The organism is Gemmatimonadaceae bacterium (assembly GCA_016720905.1).
GTDB lineage: Bacteria > Gemmatimonadota > Gemmatimonadetes > Gemmatimonadales > Gemmatimonadaceae > Gemmatimonas.
The window spans coordinates 14,013-33,633 of record JADKJT010000008.1; the positions used below are offsets into that span (position 1 = coordinate 14,013).

The following is a 19,621-nucleotide window of genomic DNA, read 5'->3' on the forward strand; positions in this document are numbered from 1 at the left end:
CGACCGCGTCGTCGCCTACGTGCCCACCCGCCCGATCCTCGGCTGTGACAACTGTCGCGCACCCGACAACACCGCCAGCACCGCCACCAGACCCGCGCCCACCAGCGACGCCGTCAGCGAGGGTCCTTCCGTCAACCGTGTGTCGCTTGACTCGGTCAGCACATTGGCCACGGCCAGCATCCATTGACGCACGCTCAAGTAGTGCAGCGCGGGAAACGTCGAACTCAATACACCCTCCCAGAACACCACGTACAGCAATCCGCTCACCAACGCCCGCCGCGTGAGCAGCGCCAGCATCGTGAACAGTGACGCGTACGCGGCGCCGCCGAACGCGGCGGCAATGCCAAATGCACGCGTCACGTGTTGCGGGTCGTGTGCGCCCGTTGCGATGAACCCCGTGCCAAATACAGCAATCGCCGACGCCAGCGCCGTACCGACCATGGCAAACAGCACCCGCACCAGCACGATCCACCACCGCGGCGTCGTGGTCGTCACCAGATACAGCAGTGTGCCGTCGTCTGATTCGGCGCTGAAGGCACTGGTGCTGAGCAGCAACGCGATGATGGGCGTGGCCAGCGCCGAAACCAGCTGGTCGTAGCGCTGCACCAGAAACGGCACCGGATCGCCGGATAGAAATCCGCGTGAAGCAAACACCAGGGCGAACAGCATTGGCAGCAACACCAACGCGGTCATGGTCAGCACCAGCACCGGTGTGAACGTGCGAACCATCGAGAGATGACAAATCGCGCGCGCGCTGCGCCACCACGATGGACGTCCCAGCGATGGACGTCCCAGCGAGGGACGCCCCAGCGAGGGACGGTCAACGGGAACTGCCGGCCTGGCGGTGCTCATCGGGCCACCAGATACGCGAACACATGCTCCAACGACTCGTCGGTGACCTGCACCTCGTACAGCGTGCACCCGATGCGTTGCGCCACCGGCGCAACCGCCAGCGACAACGCCGTGTAGTCGGTGGCGCGCACGGTCAAACCGGTGGCATCCACCTCCACGCCAATCACCGACGATTCCTGCATCAGCGCGGACGCCAACGGGCGATCGGCACTGGACCGCAGGCGCACGGTGTGCGGGCGATCAGTCATCAGTCGCCGTAACGTGCGATAGTCCCCGGTGGCCGCCAACCGGCCCGCCAGCACCACCAGGATGTTCGACGCGACACTGGCGATCTCCTCCAGAATGTGTGAGCTGAGCAACACGGCCGTGCCGTCGGCCGCGCGTTCTTCCAGCAGGCGCATCATGTGCAATCGCTGTCGTGGATCGAGTCCGTTGAACGGTTCATCCAGCAGCACCAAGGTCGGGTCATGCACCAGCGCTGCCGCCAGCTTGACGCGCTGCCGCATCCCCTTGGAGAACGTGTCGATGCGTCGCGCCGCGACGGTGTCGAGTTCCACCAGTGTCAGTGCGCGATCAACCGCCGCCGTCACATCGCGAACGCCCAGCAGTTCCGCGCGCGCGGTCACAAACGCACGTGCGCGCATCACACCCGGCAGGGCCTCGCGCTCGGGAACCAGCGCCACGCGACGGTACACGTCCGGACGATCCACCGGTGACTCGCCGTAGACCCGCACGGCGCCGTTGGATGGCGCGAGCACACCGGCAGCCAGTTGCAACAGCGTGCTCTTCCCCGCCCCGTTCGGACCAAGAAGCCCCGTGATGCCCGCGGTCACCGTGCAGGAGATGTCGTTGACGGCAACGACATCTCCATACCAGTGGGACACCCGATCAAACGTGAGCGGAGCGGACGCCGACGCAATGGTGGCATCGGTCATGCGCGAATCCGGCGCATGCGCCACGTGAGCAACAGCAAACCAGCCGCGCCAATGCCCAGGGTGAGCGCCACATACACGCCAATTGGCGGTGGTGCGTTCAGCTCCATGCCGCGATTCGTTTCACCGAACAGGATCATCGCCATCGTGCGCATCGCACGAATTGGATCGAGCAGTTCGGCGGTCCGCTGACTCACCCCTGCCAGATCGTCAAGCCCCGTTGCCACGGCCGCCAGCAGAAGAAACGTGCCGAAGATCGCCGCTGTCGCGTAGGCACGGCGCGGCGTCCACACTGCCAACCCCGCACCGATACCGCTCATGGCCAACGCACTCAGCGTCGACTGCGCCAGCACCGGCCAGATGCGATTGCCCATCAGCGTGAACGCGACGGAAGGGTCTTTCGCGATGCCGATCTCCCCCAGGTAGAGCAGCAGCAGCGGCGCCAGCCCCACCACGAACACCGCGGAGAAGATGGCCCCGAAACGCGCCAGCGCATAGGACAGGCGCGTGACATCGCGCGTGAACAGCAGGGGTAGCAGCTGATGTTGCTGATCGCGACTCAGCACTTCCGGCACCTGCGCGGCAACGAACAACACGAACAACAGCAGCTGCGCGCCAATGAGTTGTCCGTAACGCAGCGGCACCTGTCCATTCGACGCCGACGCCGCGACCAGTGAGGCAAGCGCCGGCAGCATGGTCACTACAATCACCAGCACCGGAATGGCCTTGGCCTTGGCCGGTCGCCCCAGACCGAACATGGTGCGCAGGCTCTGCACATAGAGCGCGTTCCACGCCCCGGAGGCGCCCACGCGCGGGCCGGTATAGCGCCGATAGCCGAGATCGTGAATGGTCGACCCGTCAGCGGAATCTCCGCTCGGCGCAATGACTTCTGGAATGGACTCGGTCACGACGCCACGTCAAACAAGTCTTCAAGATGGCCGCGCCGACGCTCCATCCGCAGCAACGCCGCGTGCCGCTCCACTGCGACATCGCGCACGGCATCAAACGTCGCCCGCTCGCCCGGCACATCGGAGGCGTCGGGCACGGTCACCAGCACGGATTGCCGATCGGCCGTCGCGCGCACCCCACGTGAGGCCAGTGCGTGCGCAAATGCCATCGCGTCACCATCGATCTCCACAATCAGGGTGCTCGTAACACCGGTCAGCACCCCCAGTCGTTCGGCGCGAATCAGCCGCCCGTTGTCGATCAGCACCACGCCGTCGCAGATTCGTTCCAGTTCACCCAGCAGGTGCGACGACACCACCACCGAGATGCCGAACTCGCGACCGGTGCGTTCGATGAGCGCCAACATGTCATCGCGTCCCGCCGGATCGAGACCGTTCGTCGGCTCGTCCAGAATGAGCAGTGCGGGATCGTGCACCAGCGCCTGGGCCAGCTTCACGCGCTGGGCCATGCCCGTCGAATAGCCGCCCATCGGTCGGTAGCGCTCTTCGAACAAGCCCACATGACGAAGCACTTCCGCCGCACGCTCACGGGCCGCCGATGGCGGGAATCCCGAACAGCGCGCCATCCAGGTGACGAACTCGGTGGCGCTCATGTCGGGCGGCAGGCAATCGTGCTCCGGCATGTAGCCCACCAGTCGGCGTATCGCCTGTCGCTCGGCGTCGATGGCGTGACCCATCACGCGCGCCGTCCCACTGGTGGGTTCCACGAGTCCGAGCAGGATCTTGAGCAGCGTACTCTTGCCGGCACCGTTCGCCCCCACCAAACCCGTAATGCCGGACTCCACACGCACCGTCAGCGCATCGAGTGCCACCACCGCACCGTAGTGCCGAGTGAGCGACTCCGTCTCGATGACCAGCGAGGCGCTCACGCGGAAGCGCTGACCGGGTCGGCAGGGTCAGTGGACGGCAGGACGACGCCGGCCTTGGCCGCTCGCCGTTCCAAGGTCTCGCGATCGGCAAGACTGCGCAGCAGGGCGTCGGCCTCCCGATTCTGCAGGTATTTGCCCTTCTCCCACCCGTCGACGATTCCCTTGGGCGTGCCGTAGCACAACTCGGCAACCTGCGGCACCGTCAGTCCCAGAGACTCGCGCAGGTGGCGAATCGCCTTGGGGGCCAGCAGCGAGTGCTCGGCACGAATCAGGTCGATGGCCGTTCGCTCGGCCAGATCACGCTGCTCGATGGTCCGATTCTCATGCCCGCACTTCTCGCACCGATAGAACTCCCGTTGCACCTCGGCCGCCATGCCGCTCAGACGCAGGGTGACGCTTTCGGACTGCAGCGCGTAGTGTCCGCCACAGCCGCGATGCAGGGATCCGTTCAGGGTTGCCAGAAGACTCATGTGGGGTCGAGCGGGGTGCGGGTTGGTGAATCGTGCCGTTGCAGGCTGCTGAATCGTCGAACAGTGGCTACTCAGACGGCGTCAGCGCCACCCCCGATGACAGGGGATGGGACGCCCCGGTGGCTGCAGTTCAGGGATGGCGAAGCGTACGGCCACTCCCCGCTGCGAGATTCCATTCAGATGGTCCCGACACGCCATGTCCGATTTTTGTCTCGTCCGTCAGCCCGTGTTCGGCACGTCCGGTGCCCTGGTGGGTTACGAGATCCGTTTTCGCGATCTTGACGACGGCCAACATGCGTTCGTACAGAGCTTCCTGAGCGGAACGTTTGATCTGGTGCGCGGGAATCAGCCGGCCTTTGTCGCCTGCACACGCAGGCAATTGCTGGAGAATGCCTTCCAGGTGGTGGACCCGGCGAGCGCCATCCTGGTCCTGCCTCGAACGCTAGGGGCTGATCCGGAAGTGATTGATGCCATTGTGAAATATCGCGAGGCCGGTGGCAGTGTGGCGCTGGACGAGTTGACCGACCGGGAAGCGCCGTCGGAAGCGCTGCTCTCGTACGCCAGTTGGGTGCGTGTCGCCATGCGTGGTGATGTTGCCGCCACAGTCGCCCGACTGCGCCAGCGCGTCGCACCGTTTGAGAGCGAGTTGAAGGTGGTGGTGGACCAGATTGAGACCGCCCCACACTTCGCGGCCGCACAACAGGTGGGTGCGCTGGGTTTCCAAGGGAGATTCTTCAGCAGCCCGGAACCCGTCGCGGCGGCCGATCTGCCCATGGGAACGATGTCGGCCATGCGCTTGATGGGGTTGGCGCGCGATCCGAATGTGAACGATCGCAAGCTTGAAGATGTGATTGCCACCGATCCGGTCCTCACGATCCAGCTATTGCGTCTCGTCAACTCCGCCGCGGTGGGCATGCGGGGCGTGAGTTCGATCGGTCAGGCGCTGCGTCTGATAGGCCGAAATACATTTCAGCGCTGGCTGGCGGTGGCCGTCGCCGCCTCGCGCAAGTCAACGACGGCGGTGGATCAGGAGTTGGTGCGTCAAGCGGTGGAGCGGGGCCGGTTTCTCGAGCAACTCGGTGGCGGGCCTCGGGAACCGGGCACGCTGTTTCTCGTCGGACTGTTTTCGCTGCTCGACGCGGTCTTCCGCATGTCGATTTCCGAGATTCTCGAGCGCGTGGTCCTCAGTGACGAGGCCACGGCTGCGTTGGTCGAGCGGACGGGGCCCTACGCCGACGCGCTGTCGTTCGCCGAGTCGTATGAAATGGGGCTGTTCGAAAACGCCTCGGAACTGGCGCGGGAGATGGGTGTCGATCCCTCCCGCATCGGCGAGTTGTACACCAACGCCGTCGGGTGGACCAACGAAGCGCTGGCACCGATGACGGAGGCGCAGCCCGCCGGTCGCTGAGGCTTCGCACTGACCGGTGATCGCACGACGTGCTAACCTCCGTCGTGCGCTACTCTCTTCATCTCCTCCGCTTCGCGCGGCTCACAGCCGCCTGCAGCATCGCCGCGTGCGGTGGCACCGACAAATCACCCGTTGATACCGTGACCGTGGGGCAACCGGTCGGGGTTCGCGCGCCTGCTCCAGGCGACCCGTCGTGTCCCCGCACGGGACTGTGGCAGCCCTGCGCCCTGGTCGATCGGGTCATCCACGCAGGCCTCTCGTTCAAGGCCACGGGCGACAGCATGCGGGTCGCGTTTCTGTCGGTTCCTGGGGTGCGATATCGCGTGGCGGTGACCGATACGATGCTGGCGTTCTTCTTCGCAGACTCGACCGCGATGACGAAGGCCCTCGTGCCGCTCGATACGCTGCGCATGGCGCCGCGTGGAGACTCCCTGTCGCCATGGCCTTCGACGCCGATCGTGATTCGGTCGGCGAATCTCCTCGCGCTCTATTTCGGAACGAGCGATCGACAAATCGAACGGGTGCGACTGGCCATTACGGCCGGGGCCCCGGCGCCGGTGCGGGAAAAGCCCTGACGGGTGCTCGAATTGGACGACTGTCCTCCAAGCGCATATCCACAGATTTCGTTCCGTCCCCGATTTGTTCGGCCTATATTCGGTGACTTCTTGCAATAAGTCGTCCGTCCGGGGTTTTATGCATATTTTACACTTTTCAATGGACAAATTGCCGGATTACTATTGGATTTATGGAAGGTTGTGACCATTTTTCTGTTGAATTCGTATTTTGAGCGAGCACGACTATACCGCACACTCAACTGAACTGGTCCATGGCCTCCCCGATCAATCCGCGCTCCGTCGCCCTGCGTGAGATCACGCAGCGCCCCGTCCGAATCACGAGTCGACCAGAAGAGAACGGCGTGCAGCAGCCCACCAGTACCTGGTTTGGCTGCAACACGCTCAGTCTGCGCCAGATGCGCTCGAAGCTGCCCAAGAGTGTGTATGCAAAGCTTGCCGCGGCCATTCGGCTCGGAAAGAAACTCGACAGCGATATCGCGCCGACCGTCGCGCAGGTTATCAAGGAGTGGGCCACCTCACGAGGCGTGACGCATTTCACGCACTGGTTCCAGCCGCAAACGGGTCTGACGGCCGAAAAGCATGACGCGTTCCTGAATTTCGACGAGAACAAACTGCCCATCGAGTCATTCACGGGCGAGCAGCTGATTCAGTCGGAGCCTGATGCGTCCAGTTTTCCGTCGGGCGGACTGCGGGCCACATGGGAAGCCCGTGGTTACACCGCGTGGAATCCGGCGTCGCCAGTGTTCATCAGCGAGACGGGCGGCACCAAGTATCTGTGCATTCCCTCGGTCTTCATTGGCTACAACGGGGAAGCGCTGGATGAAATGACACCGCTGCTCCGCAGCTCCGATGTGCTGTCGCACCGGGCGATGGAGTTGCTGGAGATCATCGGGGACAAGGGCGTGCTGCGCGTCAATACCACGCTCGGGGTCGAGCAGGAGTTCTTCCTCATTGATCGCGCGCACTTTGCCCTGCGCCCCGATCTCATCATGGCCAACCGGTCGCTGGTCGGCGCACCGCCACCACGCGGTCAGCAGCTGGAAGACCACTATTTCGGTGGCATCCCGGAGCGCGTGCAGGCCTGCATCAGTGAGGTCGAACTGGAGCTGTACAAGCTGGGCGTCCCCATCGTGACGCGTCACAACGAAGTCGCGCCGTCGCAGTTCGAGATGGCGCCCATCTTCGAAGACTCCGATATCGCCGTCGATCACAACCATCTCGTGATGGCGGTGCTCCGCAAGGTGGCGTTGCGTCACGGGCTGCAGGCCATCGTGCATGAGAAGCCGTTCGCCGGCATCAACGGATCGGGCAAGCACTGCAACTGGTCGATGGCCATCACGGCCGACAACTCGCTGGACGGCGCCAATCTGCTCAAGCCCGGCAAGACACCGCACCAAAACCTGCGCTTTCTGCTCTTTCTTGGCGCCATCCTGAAAGGCGTGCACAAGCACGCCGGACTGTTGCGCGCCGGTATCGCCACCAGCGGCAACGAACACCGGCTGGGAGCGAATGAAGCGCCGCCGGCCATTATCTCGGCGTTCCTGGGCAAGGGGCTGACGCAAGTCATCGAGGACATCGCCGCCGGCAAGACGTCACCGGCCAACGCCGAACAGGCGATGCTCAAGCTCGGCGTGGCCAAACTGCCGGAAGTGGAACAGGACAACACCGATCGCAATCGCACGTCGCCGTTCGCCTTTACCGGTGCCAAGTTCGAATTCCGTGCCGTGGGCGGTTCGCAGAGCATCGCGTTCCCGGTCATGTTGCTGCAGGCGGCCGTGGCCGAAGCCATCGCCGAGATGACAGAGTCGCTGCGCAAGGAGATCAAGACAGCCAAGAGCACGGACGACGCGGTGCTCAAGGTGGTGCGTGCCGCGTTCAAGGCCACGACCGCCGTGCGCTTCGAGGGTAACAACTACTCTGACGAATGGGTGGTCGAAGCCGAGAAGCGCGGATTGCTCAACCTGCGTCGCGCCCCCGAGGCGCTCATGCAGTTGACCACGAAAGACGCGAAGGCGCTGTTCAAGTCCACCGGCATTCTCACGGAAGTCGAACTGGAAAGCCGATATCACGTGCGTCTCGAGCGCTACGTGAAGGACATCCTGATTGAGCTGCACACGCTGCAGCAGATCATCGACACGCAGATTCTGCCGGCGTCCTACGCGTATGTTGGCCAGATCGCCCAGGCCGCGGGTCAGGGCGCGTCGGCCGGTATCAACATGCAACCACTCGTCGATGCCGCCAACGCCACCACCAAAATGATCGCGTCCTTGCAGAAGAAGCGCGCCGAATTGGGCAAGGTGATCGCCAAGGCCGAAGGGATGCACGACGATCTGGTGGCGCAGGGGTCGTACCTCACTGGCACGGGCTGCAGTGCCATGGGCGACGTTCGCGATGCCGCCGATGCGCTCGAATTGTCGGTTGGCGACGAGTTCTGGCCCGTGCCGCGCTACCGGGAGATGCTCTTTCCGGTGTAACGTCGCGCGGTGCGGGAACGGACGGAATACGAAGGGGAGTCGCCAGCCGGCGACTCCCCTTCGTGCATCACCCGCCGTTTGGGCACCGCAGGCGTCACACACTTGTTGCTTGCCTCGGTGTGTCCATCGACGGTAACGTCAGGTTCTCCTCTCTCTCCGGACCGCCTGTGCTCATCACGTTCGTCACCCTCCTGCAAGCCGCCGCCGTACAACCGCCGCAACGTGCCGTACCGGATCCCGGCGTTATTGCGGTCGACCAACGCGTGACACCGGCGGGCGTGCAAAGCGTGTTCGACGGTCGCGTGGCCGGCGTGCGATTCGGCGCCGCATCCGGCGAAGTTTGGGCGGTTGCTCCTGGCCATGCCTGGCGACTGGCATGGCGTGACAACCGTGTCCTCGCGCACGCGACCTTCAACGGCCGGCCGGGTGTGCACGGCCTGGTCATTGACCCCGTCACCCGCCGACCGCTGGTTGCCTCCGTCGGCAAGTTGCCCGCAGATGTCGCGGCCAGCCGCACGCCCGGCGGTCCCCCGCTCTCGCGCGCCAAGTCCGTGACGCAGTTGGTCACGTATGCCGCCGACTCCGCGTCGGCCATTGTCACGGAGTCCGGCGCCCTTGGCGACTTCATGGCGGGCGGACCATCCGTCGCGCTGCGCAAAGGCACCGATGGTCGGCGCGTCGCCGTGCTGCCACTTCCCGCGGATGATAAGCTCGTGGTGCTCGATGCCGACAATGGCGCGCGCCTGCGCACCGTATCGCTGGGCGTGCTACCCATCGCGTCGGTGCTCTCACCAGACGGGGCCATCGCATGGGTGACGGTGTTCGGGGGGCCCAAGCCCAAGCCCGGGGCACGGAGCGCGACGCAGTGCTGCGATCCGGCTGCCGAACCCGTGCGGGTGAATGCCCGCGGTATCGCATTGCCCGGCACGGTCGACCGCATCGATATCGCCACCGGAACGGTGACGCACCGCATTGCAGTGGGTGCGCATCCCACCGGATTGGTATGGGATCAGCCACGAGAGCGTCTCTACGTGGCCAATGGCAACAGCGATGATATCAGTGTGGTGGACACCAGACGCAATGTGCTGGTGGGACGTATCCCCATCGCTCCGTTTCGCGAACGCAACATCGGACTCACGCCGACCGCGCTCGCGCTCGCACCCGATGGGCAGACGCTGTTCGTCACGCTGGGCGGCGCGAACGCGGTCGCGGTATTTCGCGTCGGCGGCACCGCGTTGGCCACGCTGCGCGGACTGATTCCCACCGGCTGGTATCCAAGTAGCGTCGACGTCAGCAACGACGGATCCACACTCGCCGTGGGCACTCTCTTTGGTGTCGGCGCCGGCACTGGCAAGACGGCCGGCAAGGAAGGACGCTACGTATTCGCTGAGCGCGGGTCGGTCAACGTGATCGCGGTTCCCACCGACGCGGAACTCGCGGCCTTCACCACCAGCGTGGCGGAAAACAACCGATTGCACCTGGCCAATGGCCCCGCCGCACCGTCACTCACGCCACGCAACCTGGCGGTCGCGCGCGCCGTACCCGAACGGCCGGGGGAATCGAGTCTCATTCAGCACGTGGTATACATCATCAAGGAAAACCGCACCTACGATCAGGTGTTGGGCGACATCGGCAAGGGTGCCAGTGACCCGGGCCTCACCATGTATGGGCGCGATATCACGCCGAATACGCACGCGCTCAGCGAACAGTTCGTGTTGCTCGATCACTTCTTCGCCTCAGGCGGCAATTCGGCCGACGGACACAACTGGCTCACCCAGGCGAACGAGACGGCGTACCCGATGTGGCCATTGTATTTCGGTCGCAGCTATCCCAGCGAGGGCAACGATCCACTCACGTATTCGTCCGGCGGGTTTTTGTGGGAGTCAGCGCAGGCCAAGGGCAAGCGCGTCGTCAGCTTCGGGGAATACGCACCGGCGCCCAGCGACTCCATGCCCAGTGTGCGCGCGAAACTCATGGCCATGATGCGTGACAGTGCGAACTACTCATCGGCCAAGGCGCGTCGCACCCTCAAGACGATGTACAACACACGCAGCGAAATCCCCAGCCTCGATCGCATTCTGGTGCGCGAGTATCCGGGTTGGACACAGGAAGTGCCGGACGTCATCAAGGCCGACATCCTCATCGAGCACCTCAAGGAGTGGGAAACGGCGAAGTCGATGCCGCATCTGACGCTGATGATCTTGCCGAATGATCACACACAAGGCACGTCATCCGGGTGGTGCACGCCGCGCGCCTGCGTCGCTGACAACGACCTCGCCCTGGGCAAGATTATTGAGGCGCTCAGTCACTCATCATTCTGGAAATCGATGGCCATTCTGGTGGTCGAAGACGACGCGCAGAACGGTGTCGATCACATCGACGGGCATCGCACCGTGGCGCTGGTGGCCAGCCCGTACGCCAAGCGCGGCGTGATCGACAGCACCTTCTACAGCCAGCCCAGCATGGTGAAGACCATCGAACTGATGCTGGGACTGCCGGCCCTCAGTCTGTTTGATCTGGTGGCCACGGACATGCGCGCCAGCTTTCTCGACGCCAACGCCACGCCCGACTTCACACCGTACACCGCCCGCGTACCCAAACAGTCACTCTACGAAACCAATGTGAAGGTTGGCGCGATCAACGGACCGGATGCCGCCGCGCGAAAGGCAGCGGCGTTGGCCAGCGCGCGCATGAACTTTCACGAGCCCGACGCAGCGCCCACCGAGAAGCTCAACCGGATACTGTGGGGTGAGTCGAAAGGGTGGCGGGTGCCCTATCCATTCGTCAAGCGTTCGTTGTTCTTCCCGCTGGCCGTGGACATCGACGATGATGATCGCGAAGAGCGGACCGAGAAGAAGAAACGCTAAACGTCCTGCGCCGTGTCCGCTTCGCGCGCCAGCAAGTCGGCTTTCCGTTCCAGACCCCAGCGATATCCGCCCAATGCCCCGTCGCTGCGCAGCACGCGGTGACACGGCACGATCACGGCGGTGGGGTTTGCCCCGCACGCCGATCCCACGGCGCGCACGGCACCGGGCGATCCCACGCGACGTGCCAATTCCGCGTAGGTGATGGTTTCCCCGCGCGGAATACGGGTCAGTTCGCGCCACACCCGTTGCTGAAACGCCGTGCCGCGCAAATCTAGTGGCAACGGCGTGGCCAGCGCCGCACCACTGGCCGCCGTCACCACCGCCTGCGCGACCTCCCCCACGGCGGCATCATCGGCAACCAGCGTGGCCGCGTGCAATTCCTCTCGCAGCATCGTCTCCAGCGTTCGCGCGTCATCACCCAGAATCACGCGACACACACCACGGGACGTCATCGCCACCAGGGCTTGTCCCAACGCGCACGGCACCACCGTGAAGAACACCATCTCGCCGAGCGCACCCTTTCGGTAGGAACCCGGCGACATACCCAGGTGCTGTTCCGATGCCGCGTAGGCCCGCGGCAGCGAGTCGAACCCCGCGTCGAACGCCGCCCGTGATACGGACTCGCCAGTGCGAAGCCCGGCGCGCAACCGTTCGGCGCGCCGAGCCACCTGCCACTCTTGAGGGGAACAGCCCACCAGACGCGTGAACTGTCGCTGGAGATGGGCCCGACTGAGTCCACTGATCGTTGCCAGCGCATCCAGAGCCACTGGTCCGTCACTGCCCTCGAGGTGCGTCAATGCGCGCACCACGGCAGCCGTCGATGGATCGGCATTGGCGGCCTCGGGGGCGCAGCGCTTGCAGGCACGATACCCGGCCGAGCGCGCGGACGTCGCATCCGTGAAGAAGGCCACCCGGTCGACGCGTGGCCGACGCGACGGACACGATGGACGACAGAAAATGCGGGTCGATGAGACCGCAAACACAAATGCCCCATCCCACGTCCGGTCGCGATCGAGCACGGCACGCCAACGCGGGTCCGGCACGGATTCGGGAACGGGGTCGATGGGAGAAACAGTGGCCATGGTCGGGAGCAGTGCGGGAGTTTGCATGGAAGATACGGTATTGCCAACACGATGACACGGCGACACGCATCGTGCGGTCAAATGCGGTGTGCGACTCTGGCGCTCCGGCCCGTTGCGCTGCATGCTCATCGCCACGACGGGTCACGGGATGATCAAGGCGCAGACCGGAGGCACCATGGGACGTCAGAATCACAGCGCGCGTCTCGAATCGCTGTTGCGCGAGTGGCCGGGAGTCGTGGTCACCGCGCATCGTTTTGGTGGGCTCGAGTTTCGCGTGGATCGCCGCGAGATCGGTCACTTTCACCCGAGCGGACTGCTTGATCTGCCATTTCCGGTGCGCCTGCGCCGTGAGTTGGTGGCCGCCGGCCGTGCCGACGCGCATCACATGCTGCCCAACACAGGCTGGGTGACATTTCGCGTTCGCACCGAGCATGACCTGCCGGCCGCCGTCGAACTGCTGCGCCTGAACTACGAGCGTCTGCTGGGCACGCAGACACGAGCGAGCGTGAACCCCGTCGTCGGCAAGGTGACGTTGGTCGGGGATCGGGACGATATGCCGATCTGAAACGTGAGACGGGAGGCGGAAGACTCCCGCTTCAGTCCAGCACGAACTCCGCCCGCTCATTTCCCCGCTTCAGCAGCGCGCTCCGTTTCGTCGTGCCGAACCGCAGATGCAGCAAATTCGTTTGATCGGCAAACACTTCGAGCATCGCCCGCTGCACGATCGTCACGCGCGAGGGAAGTGCCCGCAACGGCACTTCGACGAATACCAGCGTCGCGTCCTCTTCGCGTTCATGTCCGATCAACCGGCCGGGCATCGGTGATTGTCCGTCGAATCCGAACAGCAGGCGCTCGGCCAGATACTTCGAGAGCGCGCTGTCAATCACCGCGACCGGCCCTTTCACAACCGAAACCGAACGGCCGTCCGCCTTGAGGGCCTCGTCCAGGTCGTCCGAGAAGAATCGCACGGTCACCTCGAGACTCCCTTTATCCCGACTCAGGTCGGCTTGCGTACTGCTGACGTGCACCGGGTGGGCACCGATGCGCATACTCGACCCGCTCAGGACCATCAGGGCGAGCGTGCTGCATTTGAGCGCGACGCCGACGCGGCGCACAGCTAGCTACGGGCGACCGCCGCCGAGTCCGCCATGCGAATCGGATCAGCAGGGGCCTGCCCGACTTCAAGAAGGGCCGGCGCCTGTTCCCGCTTGGCCATCAGTTGCGTGACGAAACGCTGCCCTTCGGAGATGCGTTCGATCTCGATGGCGACTGCGTCGACGGCTTGCTCCATACGCTCCAACCGCGCTGCACTCTCCATGATCTGTGGCGCCGGCTTCGGGTGCGCCCAACGTCGCAGCATAATGCGCGCCGCCGCGAATGCCAACGGCGCCCAGACCAGCACAATCGAGACGATGGTGATTCCCGTCAGTTGTCCGGAACTGAACGGACCGTATTGCGGTGCAACGGTCGTTCCGCCTTCAAAATCACCGACCTGCGCGGCCGCCATCGCCTTACCATTGGCGGCGATATCGGTCTCGAGTCCCATAATACGCTCATCGAGCACGGCGATCCGCCCTTCAAGACCCGCGCGCGCCGGTCCCGCTGGCGAGCTCTTGAGCGCATCGACCGCTTCCTCCCGTCGGCTTGTTGCCGAGGTGATCTGTCTCGACAGCTCGTCCCGTCGAGCGCGCAATGCCGGCAAATCGGCCCGTCCAAACTGGGTGGGAACACCGGCCAGTGCCGGCGCCGCCGCCTGCGGGACGGCCGGGGGTGCCGGGACGGGCGGCATTTGCGCCGGTTGCTCGGCGACAGCCTGCGAGACGGCAGAGAGAGTGGGCATGGTGATCCGTACGGTTGGCGCGCCAACCGGGATTCGGGACAGTCGGGCAATCCCCCATGGCACGGGGATCAGACACCGAACACTATACGATGTCGCCTCAAACTTCGCCCCTCCCGAGCCCATGCCGATGACGCTCCGTCTTCTCCGCCGCCATCTGACGTCGCTCACCATTTTCGGCAGCACGTTGGGCATCTCGCCCTTCGAACTCCCGGCGCAGACCGTCGGCGGTCTCGGCGGCGCTGAAAAGTTCAAGCAAATGGGAACCGACCTGCCTACCCCCAACGGTGTGCGAACCGCGTCGGGCGCCCCGGGGCGCGACTATTGGCAGCAAAAAGTGGACTACGAGATAGACGCAACGCTCGACGACATGCGGCAGCGGTTGACCGGACGCGAGCGCATCACCTACCACAACAACTCGCCGGACACGCTGCGGTTCCTGTGGGTGCAGCTTGACCAGAACCTGTTCACCCCCAACTCGATCGGCAACCTGACCCGCAACGGGCCGGTGCGCGCCGGAGTGCGCGCCAGCAGCATCATCGGTTTGGGCGCCAGCGATTCGAGCGGCTACTTCGGCGGCTATACACTTTCCGGAGTCACCAGCGCGTCCGGCGCCGCCCTCGCGACAACCGTCAATGGCACGATGATGCGTGTCGAGCTCGGCGCGCCGTTGCCGCCGGGTGGTGTGCGCGCGCTGCGCATCAATTGGACCTATCCGATTCTCCCGACCACCACGAACCAGGCGCAGGGCAACCCGCGGTCCGGGCAGGAACTCTTCCCGCGCGACGGGAACTACGTCTACAACGTCGCGCAGTGGTTCCCGCGTCTGGCGGTCTATGGCGACAACGCCGGGTGGCAGAACAAGCAATTCCTGGGCGGCGGCGAGTTCACGCTGCCATTTGGCGACTACACGGTGCGCATCACGGTGCCCGCCGATCACATCGTGGCCGCGACCGGCACGCTCGCCAACCCGTTGGTCACGCTGTCGGTGGCACAGCGGGCACGACTCGTTCGGGCGCAGACGTCTGATTCCATCCTGCATATTGTGACACCCGCGGAAGCCCGGGCGAACGAGACATCGCACAGCACCGCTACCAAGACCTGGGTATTTCAGGCACAGAACGTCCGCGACTTCGCTTTCGCCACCTCCCGCAAGTTCATCTGGGACGCCCGCGGCGTGTCCATTGCCGGCAAGCGGGTGATCGCGCAGTCGTACTATCCGCTGGAGGCAGAACCGCTCTGGGGCCAGTACTCCACTCGTGCCGTGGCGCATGCTCTGGTCACGTACTCCAGGCACACCATTCCCTATCCGTACCCGCAGGCCACGTCAGTACATTGGAACGGGTCGGGCATGGAATACCCGATGATCTGCTTCAACCCGCGCCGCCCGAACGCCGACGGCAGCTACGACGATGCGACCAAGTTCGGATTGATCTCGGTCGTGATTCACGAAGTGGGACACAACTTCTTTCCGATGATCGTCAACTCCGACGAACGTCAATGGACCTGGATGGACGAAGGTCTCAATTCCTTCACGCAATATTTGTCCGAGCGCGAGTGGGACGCGGCGTACCCTTCGCGACGCGGCCCGGCGCGCAACGTGGTGGACTACATGCGGCTGGACAAGACGCTGCAGGAACCCATCATGACCAATTCCGAGAGCGTGCAGAATCTTGGCAACAACGCGTACCTCAAGGCGTCGACCGCGCTCAACATCCTGCGCGAGACCGTCATGGGGCCCGCGTTGTTCGACGCCGCGTTCAAGGAGTACGCGCGGCGCTGGGCGTTCAAGCATCCCACGCCCGCCGATTTCTTTCGCACGCTCGAAGATGTCTCTGCGGTCGATTTGGACTGGTACTGGCGTGGTTGGTTCTATGGTGTCGACAACGTCGACGTGGCCATCGACACCGTGATCGAATTCCGACTCGATCAGCCGGCCACCGGCGGCGCGGCATCAGCCGCTGACCGGGACCGCGTGCAGAAGTTCATGGCGGGGCTGTCCGCCTCCGATCGCGCCACACTGGGCGGCAAGCGCTTCCTGTACGAGGTGAACTTCAAGAATGTCGGCGGACTGGTGATGCCCCTCGCGGTGGAATTCGAGTACGACGACGGCACGCGCGAGCTGGTGCGGATTCCCGCCGAGATCTGGCGGGTGGACGCCGGGATCGTTACCAAGGCGTTCGCCACCTCGAAGAAAGTGACGGCCGTGACGCTCGACCCGGCGGAAGAGACCGCCGACACCGAGTTGGCGAACAACACGTGGCCCCGTCGAAACGATCAAACCAAGTTTCAGCGATTCCGCGGGCAAATCATCAAGCCGCTCCATTGAGAGACGATTCACCGAGGACTCCGGACATGACAACGATTTCTCCCACACTCGACCTGGCCGCCTTGCTGGACGAAGCGCGCGGGATGGCGGCGACGGTGATCGCATGGCGCCGACATCTTCATCAGCGACCGGAAGTGGCGTTCCATGAGCATGAGACGGCGCAGTTCGTGCGCGAGGTGCTGGCCGGGATTCCCGGACTCGTGGTCACGCGCCCTACGGAAACGAGTGTGATGGCGCGACTGATCGGCACCAACGCCGGTCGGGTCGTAGCGGTGCGCGCGGACATCGACGCCCTCCCCATTCAGGAGGAGAACGACGTGGCCTATCGTTCGCTGGTGGATGGGGCCATGCACGCCTGTGGTCACGACGGACACACCGCCATCGTGCTGGGTCTTGTCACACTGCTCGCCAGGCACCGCGATCAACTCGCGGGAGAAGTGCGCTTCCTGTTCCAGCACGCCGAGGAACAGGCTCCGGGCGGCGCGGAAGAAATGGTTCGTCAGGGTGTGATGGATGGTGTGGACACGGTGATTGGCATCCACCTGTGGGCACCCATGTCGGTCGGACACATCGGCATCGTGTCGGGACCGGCCATGGCGGCACCAGACGTCTTTCAGTGCACGATCATCGGCAGGGGCGGCCACGCCGCGATACCGCATGAAACGGTCGATCCGATTGTCGTTGGCGCACAGGTCGTGATGGCGTTGCAGCACATCGTATCACGCGACGTCGACCCGTTTGATCAGGTGGTGGTGTCGGTCACCGAATTTCACGCCGGGACCACCAACAATGTGATTCCCAGCGCGGCTCGGCTGACCGGAACGGTGCGTACGTTCGACCCGACGCTGCGTTTGCGAGTCCCGGAAACCATGGAACGCATTATCAGGGGCGTGTGTGCGGCACATGGGGCCACGTACGAACTCACCTTCGAGCGCGGGTATCGTCCGGTGGTCAACGATCCCGCCACGTGCGTACAACTGGAACAGGTGGTGCAACGGACCTTTGGTCCGGGCGTGCTGCTGCCCACACGCCCAACGATGGGCGGTGAAGATTTCTCGGCCTATCTCCAGAAAGCGCCTGGGGTGTTCGCCTTCATCGGCGCGGGCAACGCCTTCGAGGAAATTCTGTATCCGCATCATCATCCGCGCTTCAACATCGACGAGGCATCGTTGGATATCGGGCTGCGGTATCTGACGGCGGCTACCCTCGACCTGCTGGCCTGAGGTGCCGTTCCGTCGATATCACCTGCTGGCGCTCCTACCGGCCATCGCCATTCTGGGCGCGCCGTGGTTTGCCAATCGCGTTACGCCGCACATTTTCGGGATGCCGTTTCTGCTTGGCTGGATCGTCATCTGGGTGCTGTTGGCATCCGCCTGCATGTGGCTGATTGGCCGACTCGACCAGCGAGCCGAATGACCTGGTCACCGGGCAGTATCTCGCTGACCATTCTTGGTGGTACGCTGTTGATGGCGCTCTGGCTGAGTTTGCGCGGCGCCACCGGACGCATGAGTCTCGAGCAGTGGAGCGTGGGCGGTCGGGGATTCGGCACGGTCTTCGTGTTCCTGCTGCTGGCCGGCGAGATCTACACGACGTTCACGTTTCTCGGTGGCAGCGGCTGGGCCTACGGACGCGGCGCCCCCGCGTTCTATATCATCGCGTACGGGTCGGTGGCGTATATCATGTCGTATTGGCTCCTGCCCGCGATCTGGACGCGCGCCACCGACTGGCGGGTGGTGTCGCAAGCGGAGTACTTCGCCCGAGCCTATGACAGCGAATGGGTTGGCCGGGTGGTGGCGGTGGTCAGTATCGCCGGCCTGATGCCGTACCTCGTGCTGCAACTCAAAGGGCTTGGCATCATTGTTTCGGAAACATCCTACGGCGCCATTGGTGCCGACGCGGCAATTTGGATTGGCACGCTCTCCACGGTCGTGTACGTCGTGCTCTCCGGCGTGAAAGGGTCGGCCCTGACGGCGGCGCTCAAGGACGTACTGGTGCTGGTCGCGGTGGTGGGGCTTGGCCTTGTACTGCCAAACATGCTGCACGGTGGCATCGGACCGATGTTTGCGCGTATCGAAGCCGAGCATCCGGGTTTTCTCACGCTGCCGGCCAAGGGACTCTCGCCGACGTGGTTCGCCAGCACGGTCTTACTCACCGTGTGCGGGTTCTACATGTGGCCACACACATTCGGCAGCATCTTCACGGCCAAAGACGCGTCGGTGTTTCGCCGAAACGCCGCGTTGATGCCGCTGTATCAGCTCATCTTGCTCTTTGTGTTCTTCATTGGCTTCGCGGCGCTGCTCAGCGTGCCCGGCCTCACGGGCAGCAACGTCGACCTGGCGTTGTTGCGTGTGTCACGCCTGGCGTTTGGGCCATGGATCGTGGGTTTCATCGGCGCGGCGGGCTTGCTCACGGCGCTGGTGCCCGGCTCGCTGATTCTGATGAGCACCGCGACGACGCTGTCCCGCATGATCAGGCCGGCCGCGGCAGGACAAACCCACACGTCCGTGACGCTGGCGCGACTGCTGGTGCCCGTGGTGGCTGGCGTCGCGCTGTTGTTCACCTTTCGCGGGGGCGACACGCTGGTGACACTGCTGCTCATGGCGTATGCCATGGTCACGCAACTGTTTCCGGCACTGTTGGCATCACTCGCACGCATGCGGCGGGTGACGGCGGCCGGAGCCATCGCCGGTATCGTGGTGGGTGAGACGACCGTCGCCGCGATCACCCTGAGCAATGGGCAACTCGGGGCGTGGCTGCCCACGTGGCCACCGGCGCTGACCGACATGAACATCGGTCTGGTCGCGTTGGTCCTGAACGTGACCACCATGGTCATCGTGACGGCGATTCGCCCGGCGACGCCAGGCAGTGCCGCCCCCCCCTCGGCTGAAACCCGAGAGCCGTCGCGCCGTTAGGACCACCGCAGGCGATGCAAACCATTGGGCAAGTTCGGCTGTCTCATGC

17 protein-coding genes are annotated in these 19,621 nt (G+C 64.2%); 9 read left to right on the top strand and 8 right to left on the bottom strand.

Translation table 11 applies throughout. The features are described from left to right. Positions 1-15 precede the first annotated feature (15 nt). From IPP90_08640 to IPP90_08660, 5 genes are read right to left on the bottom strand one after another with little or no spacing between them, the layout of a single operon-like run. Entirely contained in the window at positions 16-852 is an 837-nt protein-coding gene (locus IPP90_08640) for a hypothetical protein (GenBank protein ID MBL0170781.1), read from the bottom strand. After that, positions 849-1,787: an ABC transporter ATP-binding protein gene (locus IPP90_08645; GenBank protein ID MBL0170782.1), complete on the bottom strand. Its 939-nt coding sequence runs from the start codon at positions 1,785-1,787 to the stop codon at positions 849-851. The genes IPP90_08640 and IPP90_08645 overlap by 4 nt, the downstream gene beginning before the upstream one ends. Then, positions 1,784-2,692 carry a hypothetical protein gene (locus IPP90_08650; protein MBL0170783.1) on the bottom strand — a complete coding sequence of 303 codons (909 nt, stop codon included), beginning with the start codon at positions 2,690-2,692 and terminating at the stop codon, positions 1,784-1,786. Before IPP90_08650 ends, IPP90_08645 begins: the two co-directional genes overlap by 4 nt. Further along, entirely contained in the window at positions 2,689-3,618 is a 930-nt protein-coding gene (locus tag IPP90_08655; protein ID MBL0170784.1) for an ABC transporter ATP-binding protein, read from the bottom strand. Before IPP90_08655 ends, IPP90_08650 begins: the two co-directional genes overlap by 4 nt. Next, the gene (locus IPP90_08660) at positions 3,615-4,088 is read right to left on the bottom strand and encodes a hypothetical protein (GenBank protein ID MBL0170785.1); all 474 of its coding nucleotides are present in this window, start codon (positions 4,086-4,088) and stop codon (positions 3,615-3,617) included. The genes IPP90_08655 and IPP90_08660 overlap by 4 nt, the downstream gene beginning before the upstream one ends. 196 nt (positions 4,089-4,284) lie before the next feature. On the opposite strand from IPP90_08660, the gene IPP90_08665 reads away from it, so the two are divergent. From IPP90_08665 to IPP90_08680, 4 genes are all read left to right on the top strand, one after another. After that, positions 4,285-5,496, top strand: a complete 1,212-nt coding sequence (locus IPP90_08665; GenBank protein MBL0170786.1) for an HDOD domain-containing protein — start codon at positions 4,285-4,287, stop codon at positions 5,494-5,496. 44 nt (positions 5,497-5,540) lie between these two features. After that, on the top strand, positions 5,541-6,071 hold the full coding sequence (locus IPP90_08670) for a hypothetical protein (protein ID MBL0170787.1): 531 nt from the start codon (positions 5,541-5,543) through the stop codon (positions 6,069-6,071). A gap of 251 nt (positions 6,072-6,322) precedes the next feature. Then, the gene (locus IPP90_08675) at positions 6,323-8,545 is read left to right on the top strand and encodes a glutamine synthetase III (protein ID MBL0170788.1); all 2,223 of its coding nucleotides are present in this window, start codon (positions 6,323-6,325) and stop codon (positions 8,543-8,545) included. A gap of 167 nt (positions 8,546-8,712) precedes the next feature. Then, positions 8,713-11,412, top strand: a complete 2,700-nt coding sequence (locus IPP90_08680) for a bifunctional YncE family protein/alkaline phosphatase family protein (GenBank protein ID MBL0170789.1) — start codon at positions 8,713-8,715, stop codon at positions 11,410-11,412. Here IPP90_08680 and ada read toward each other — a convergent pair. Further along, positions 11,409-12,521 (bottom strand): bifunctional DNA-binding transcriptional regulator/O6-methylguanine-DNA methyltransferase Ada, encoded by a 1,113-nt coding sequence (gene ada, locus IPP90_08685; protein ID MBL0170790.1) that lies wholly within the window; start codon positions 12,519-12,521, stop codon positions 11,409-11,411. The genes IPP90_08680 and ada overlap by 4 nt on opposite strands. Before the next feature lie 148 nt (positions 12,522-12,669). Here ada and IPP90_08690 point away from each other — a divergent pair, with 148 nt between their 5' ends. Then, positions 12,670-13,059 carry a DUF5519 family protein gene (locus tag IPP90_08690; protein MBL0170791.1) on the top strand — a complete coding sequence of 130 codons (390 nt, stop codon included), beginning with the start codon at positions 12,670-12,672 and terminating at the stop codon, positions 13,057-13,059. A 31-nt stretch (positions 13,060-13,090) separates the two neighbouring features. On the opposite strand, the gene IPP90_08695 is transcribed toward IPP90_08690, so the two are convergent. Both IPP90_08695 and IPP90_08700 read right to left on the bottom strand, forming a co-directional pair. Next, on the bottom strand, positions 13,091-13,609 hold the full coding sequence (locus IPP90_08695) for a hypothetical protein (GenBank protein MBL0170792.1): 519 nt from the start codon (positions 13,607-13,609) through the stop codon (positions 13,091-13,093). Between the two features lie 2 nt (positions 13,610-13,611). Further along, the gene (locus tag IPP90_08700; protein MBL0170793.1) at positions 13,612-14,334 is read right to left on the bottom strand and encodes a hypothetical protein; all 723 of its coding nucleotides are present in this window, start codon (positions 14,332-14,334) and stop codon (positions 13,612-13,614) included. Between the two features lie 127 nt (positions 14,335-14,461). Here IPP90_08700 and IPP90_08705 point away from each other — a divergent pair, with 127 nt between their 5' ends. The 4 genes from IPP90_08705 to IPP90_08720 are packed head-to-tail and all read left to right on the top strand — an operon-like array spanning position 14,462 to position 19,572. Then, complete coding sequence (locus tag IPP90_08705; protein MBL0170794.1) at positions 14,462-16,660, top strand: M1 family metallopeptidase; 2,199 nt, start codon at positions 14,462-14,464, stop codon at positions 16,658-16,660. A gap of 26 nt (positions 16,661-16,686) precedes the next feature. Next, positions 16,687-17,883 (top strand): amidohydrolase, encoded by a 1,197-nt coding sequence (locus IPP90_08710; protein MBL0170795.1) that lies wholly within the window; start codon positions 16,687-16,689, stop codon positions 17,881-17,883. Between the two features lies 1 nt (position 17,884). Then, positions 17,885-18,076: a DUF3311 domain-containing protein gene (locus IPP90_08715; protein MBL0170796.1), complete on the top strand. Its 192-nt coding sequence runs from the start codon at positions 17,885-17,887 to the stop codon at positions 18,074-18,076. Next, complete coding sequence (locus IPP90_08720; protein ID MBL0170797.1) at positions 18,073-19,572, top strand: sodium:solute symporter; 1,500 nt, start codon at positions 18,073-18,075, stop codon at positions 19,570-19,572. The genes IPP90_08715 and IPP90_08720 overlap by 4 nt, the downstream gene beginning before the upstream one ends. The last annotated feature ends 49 nt before the right edge of the window (positions 19,573-19,621 follow it).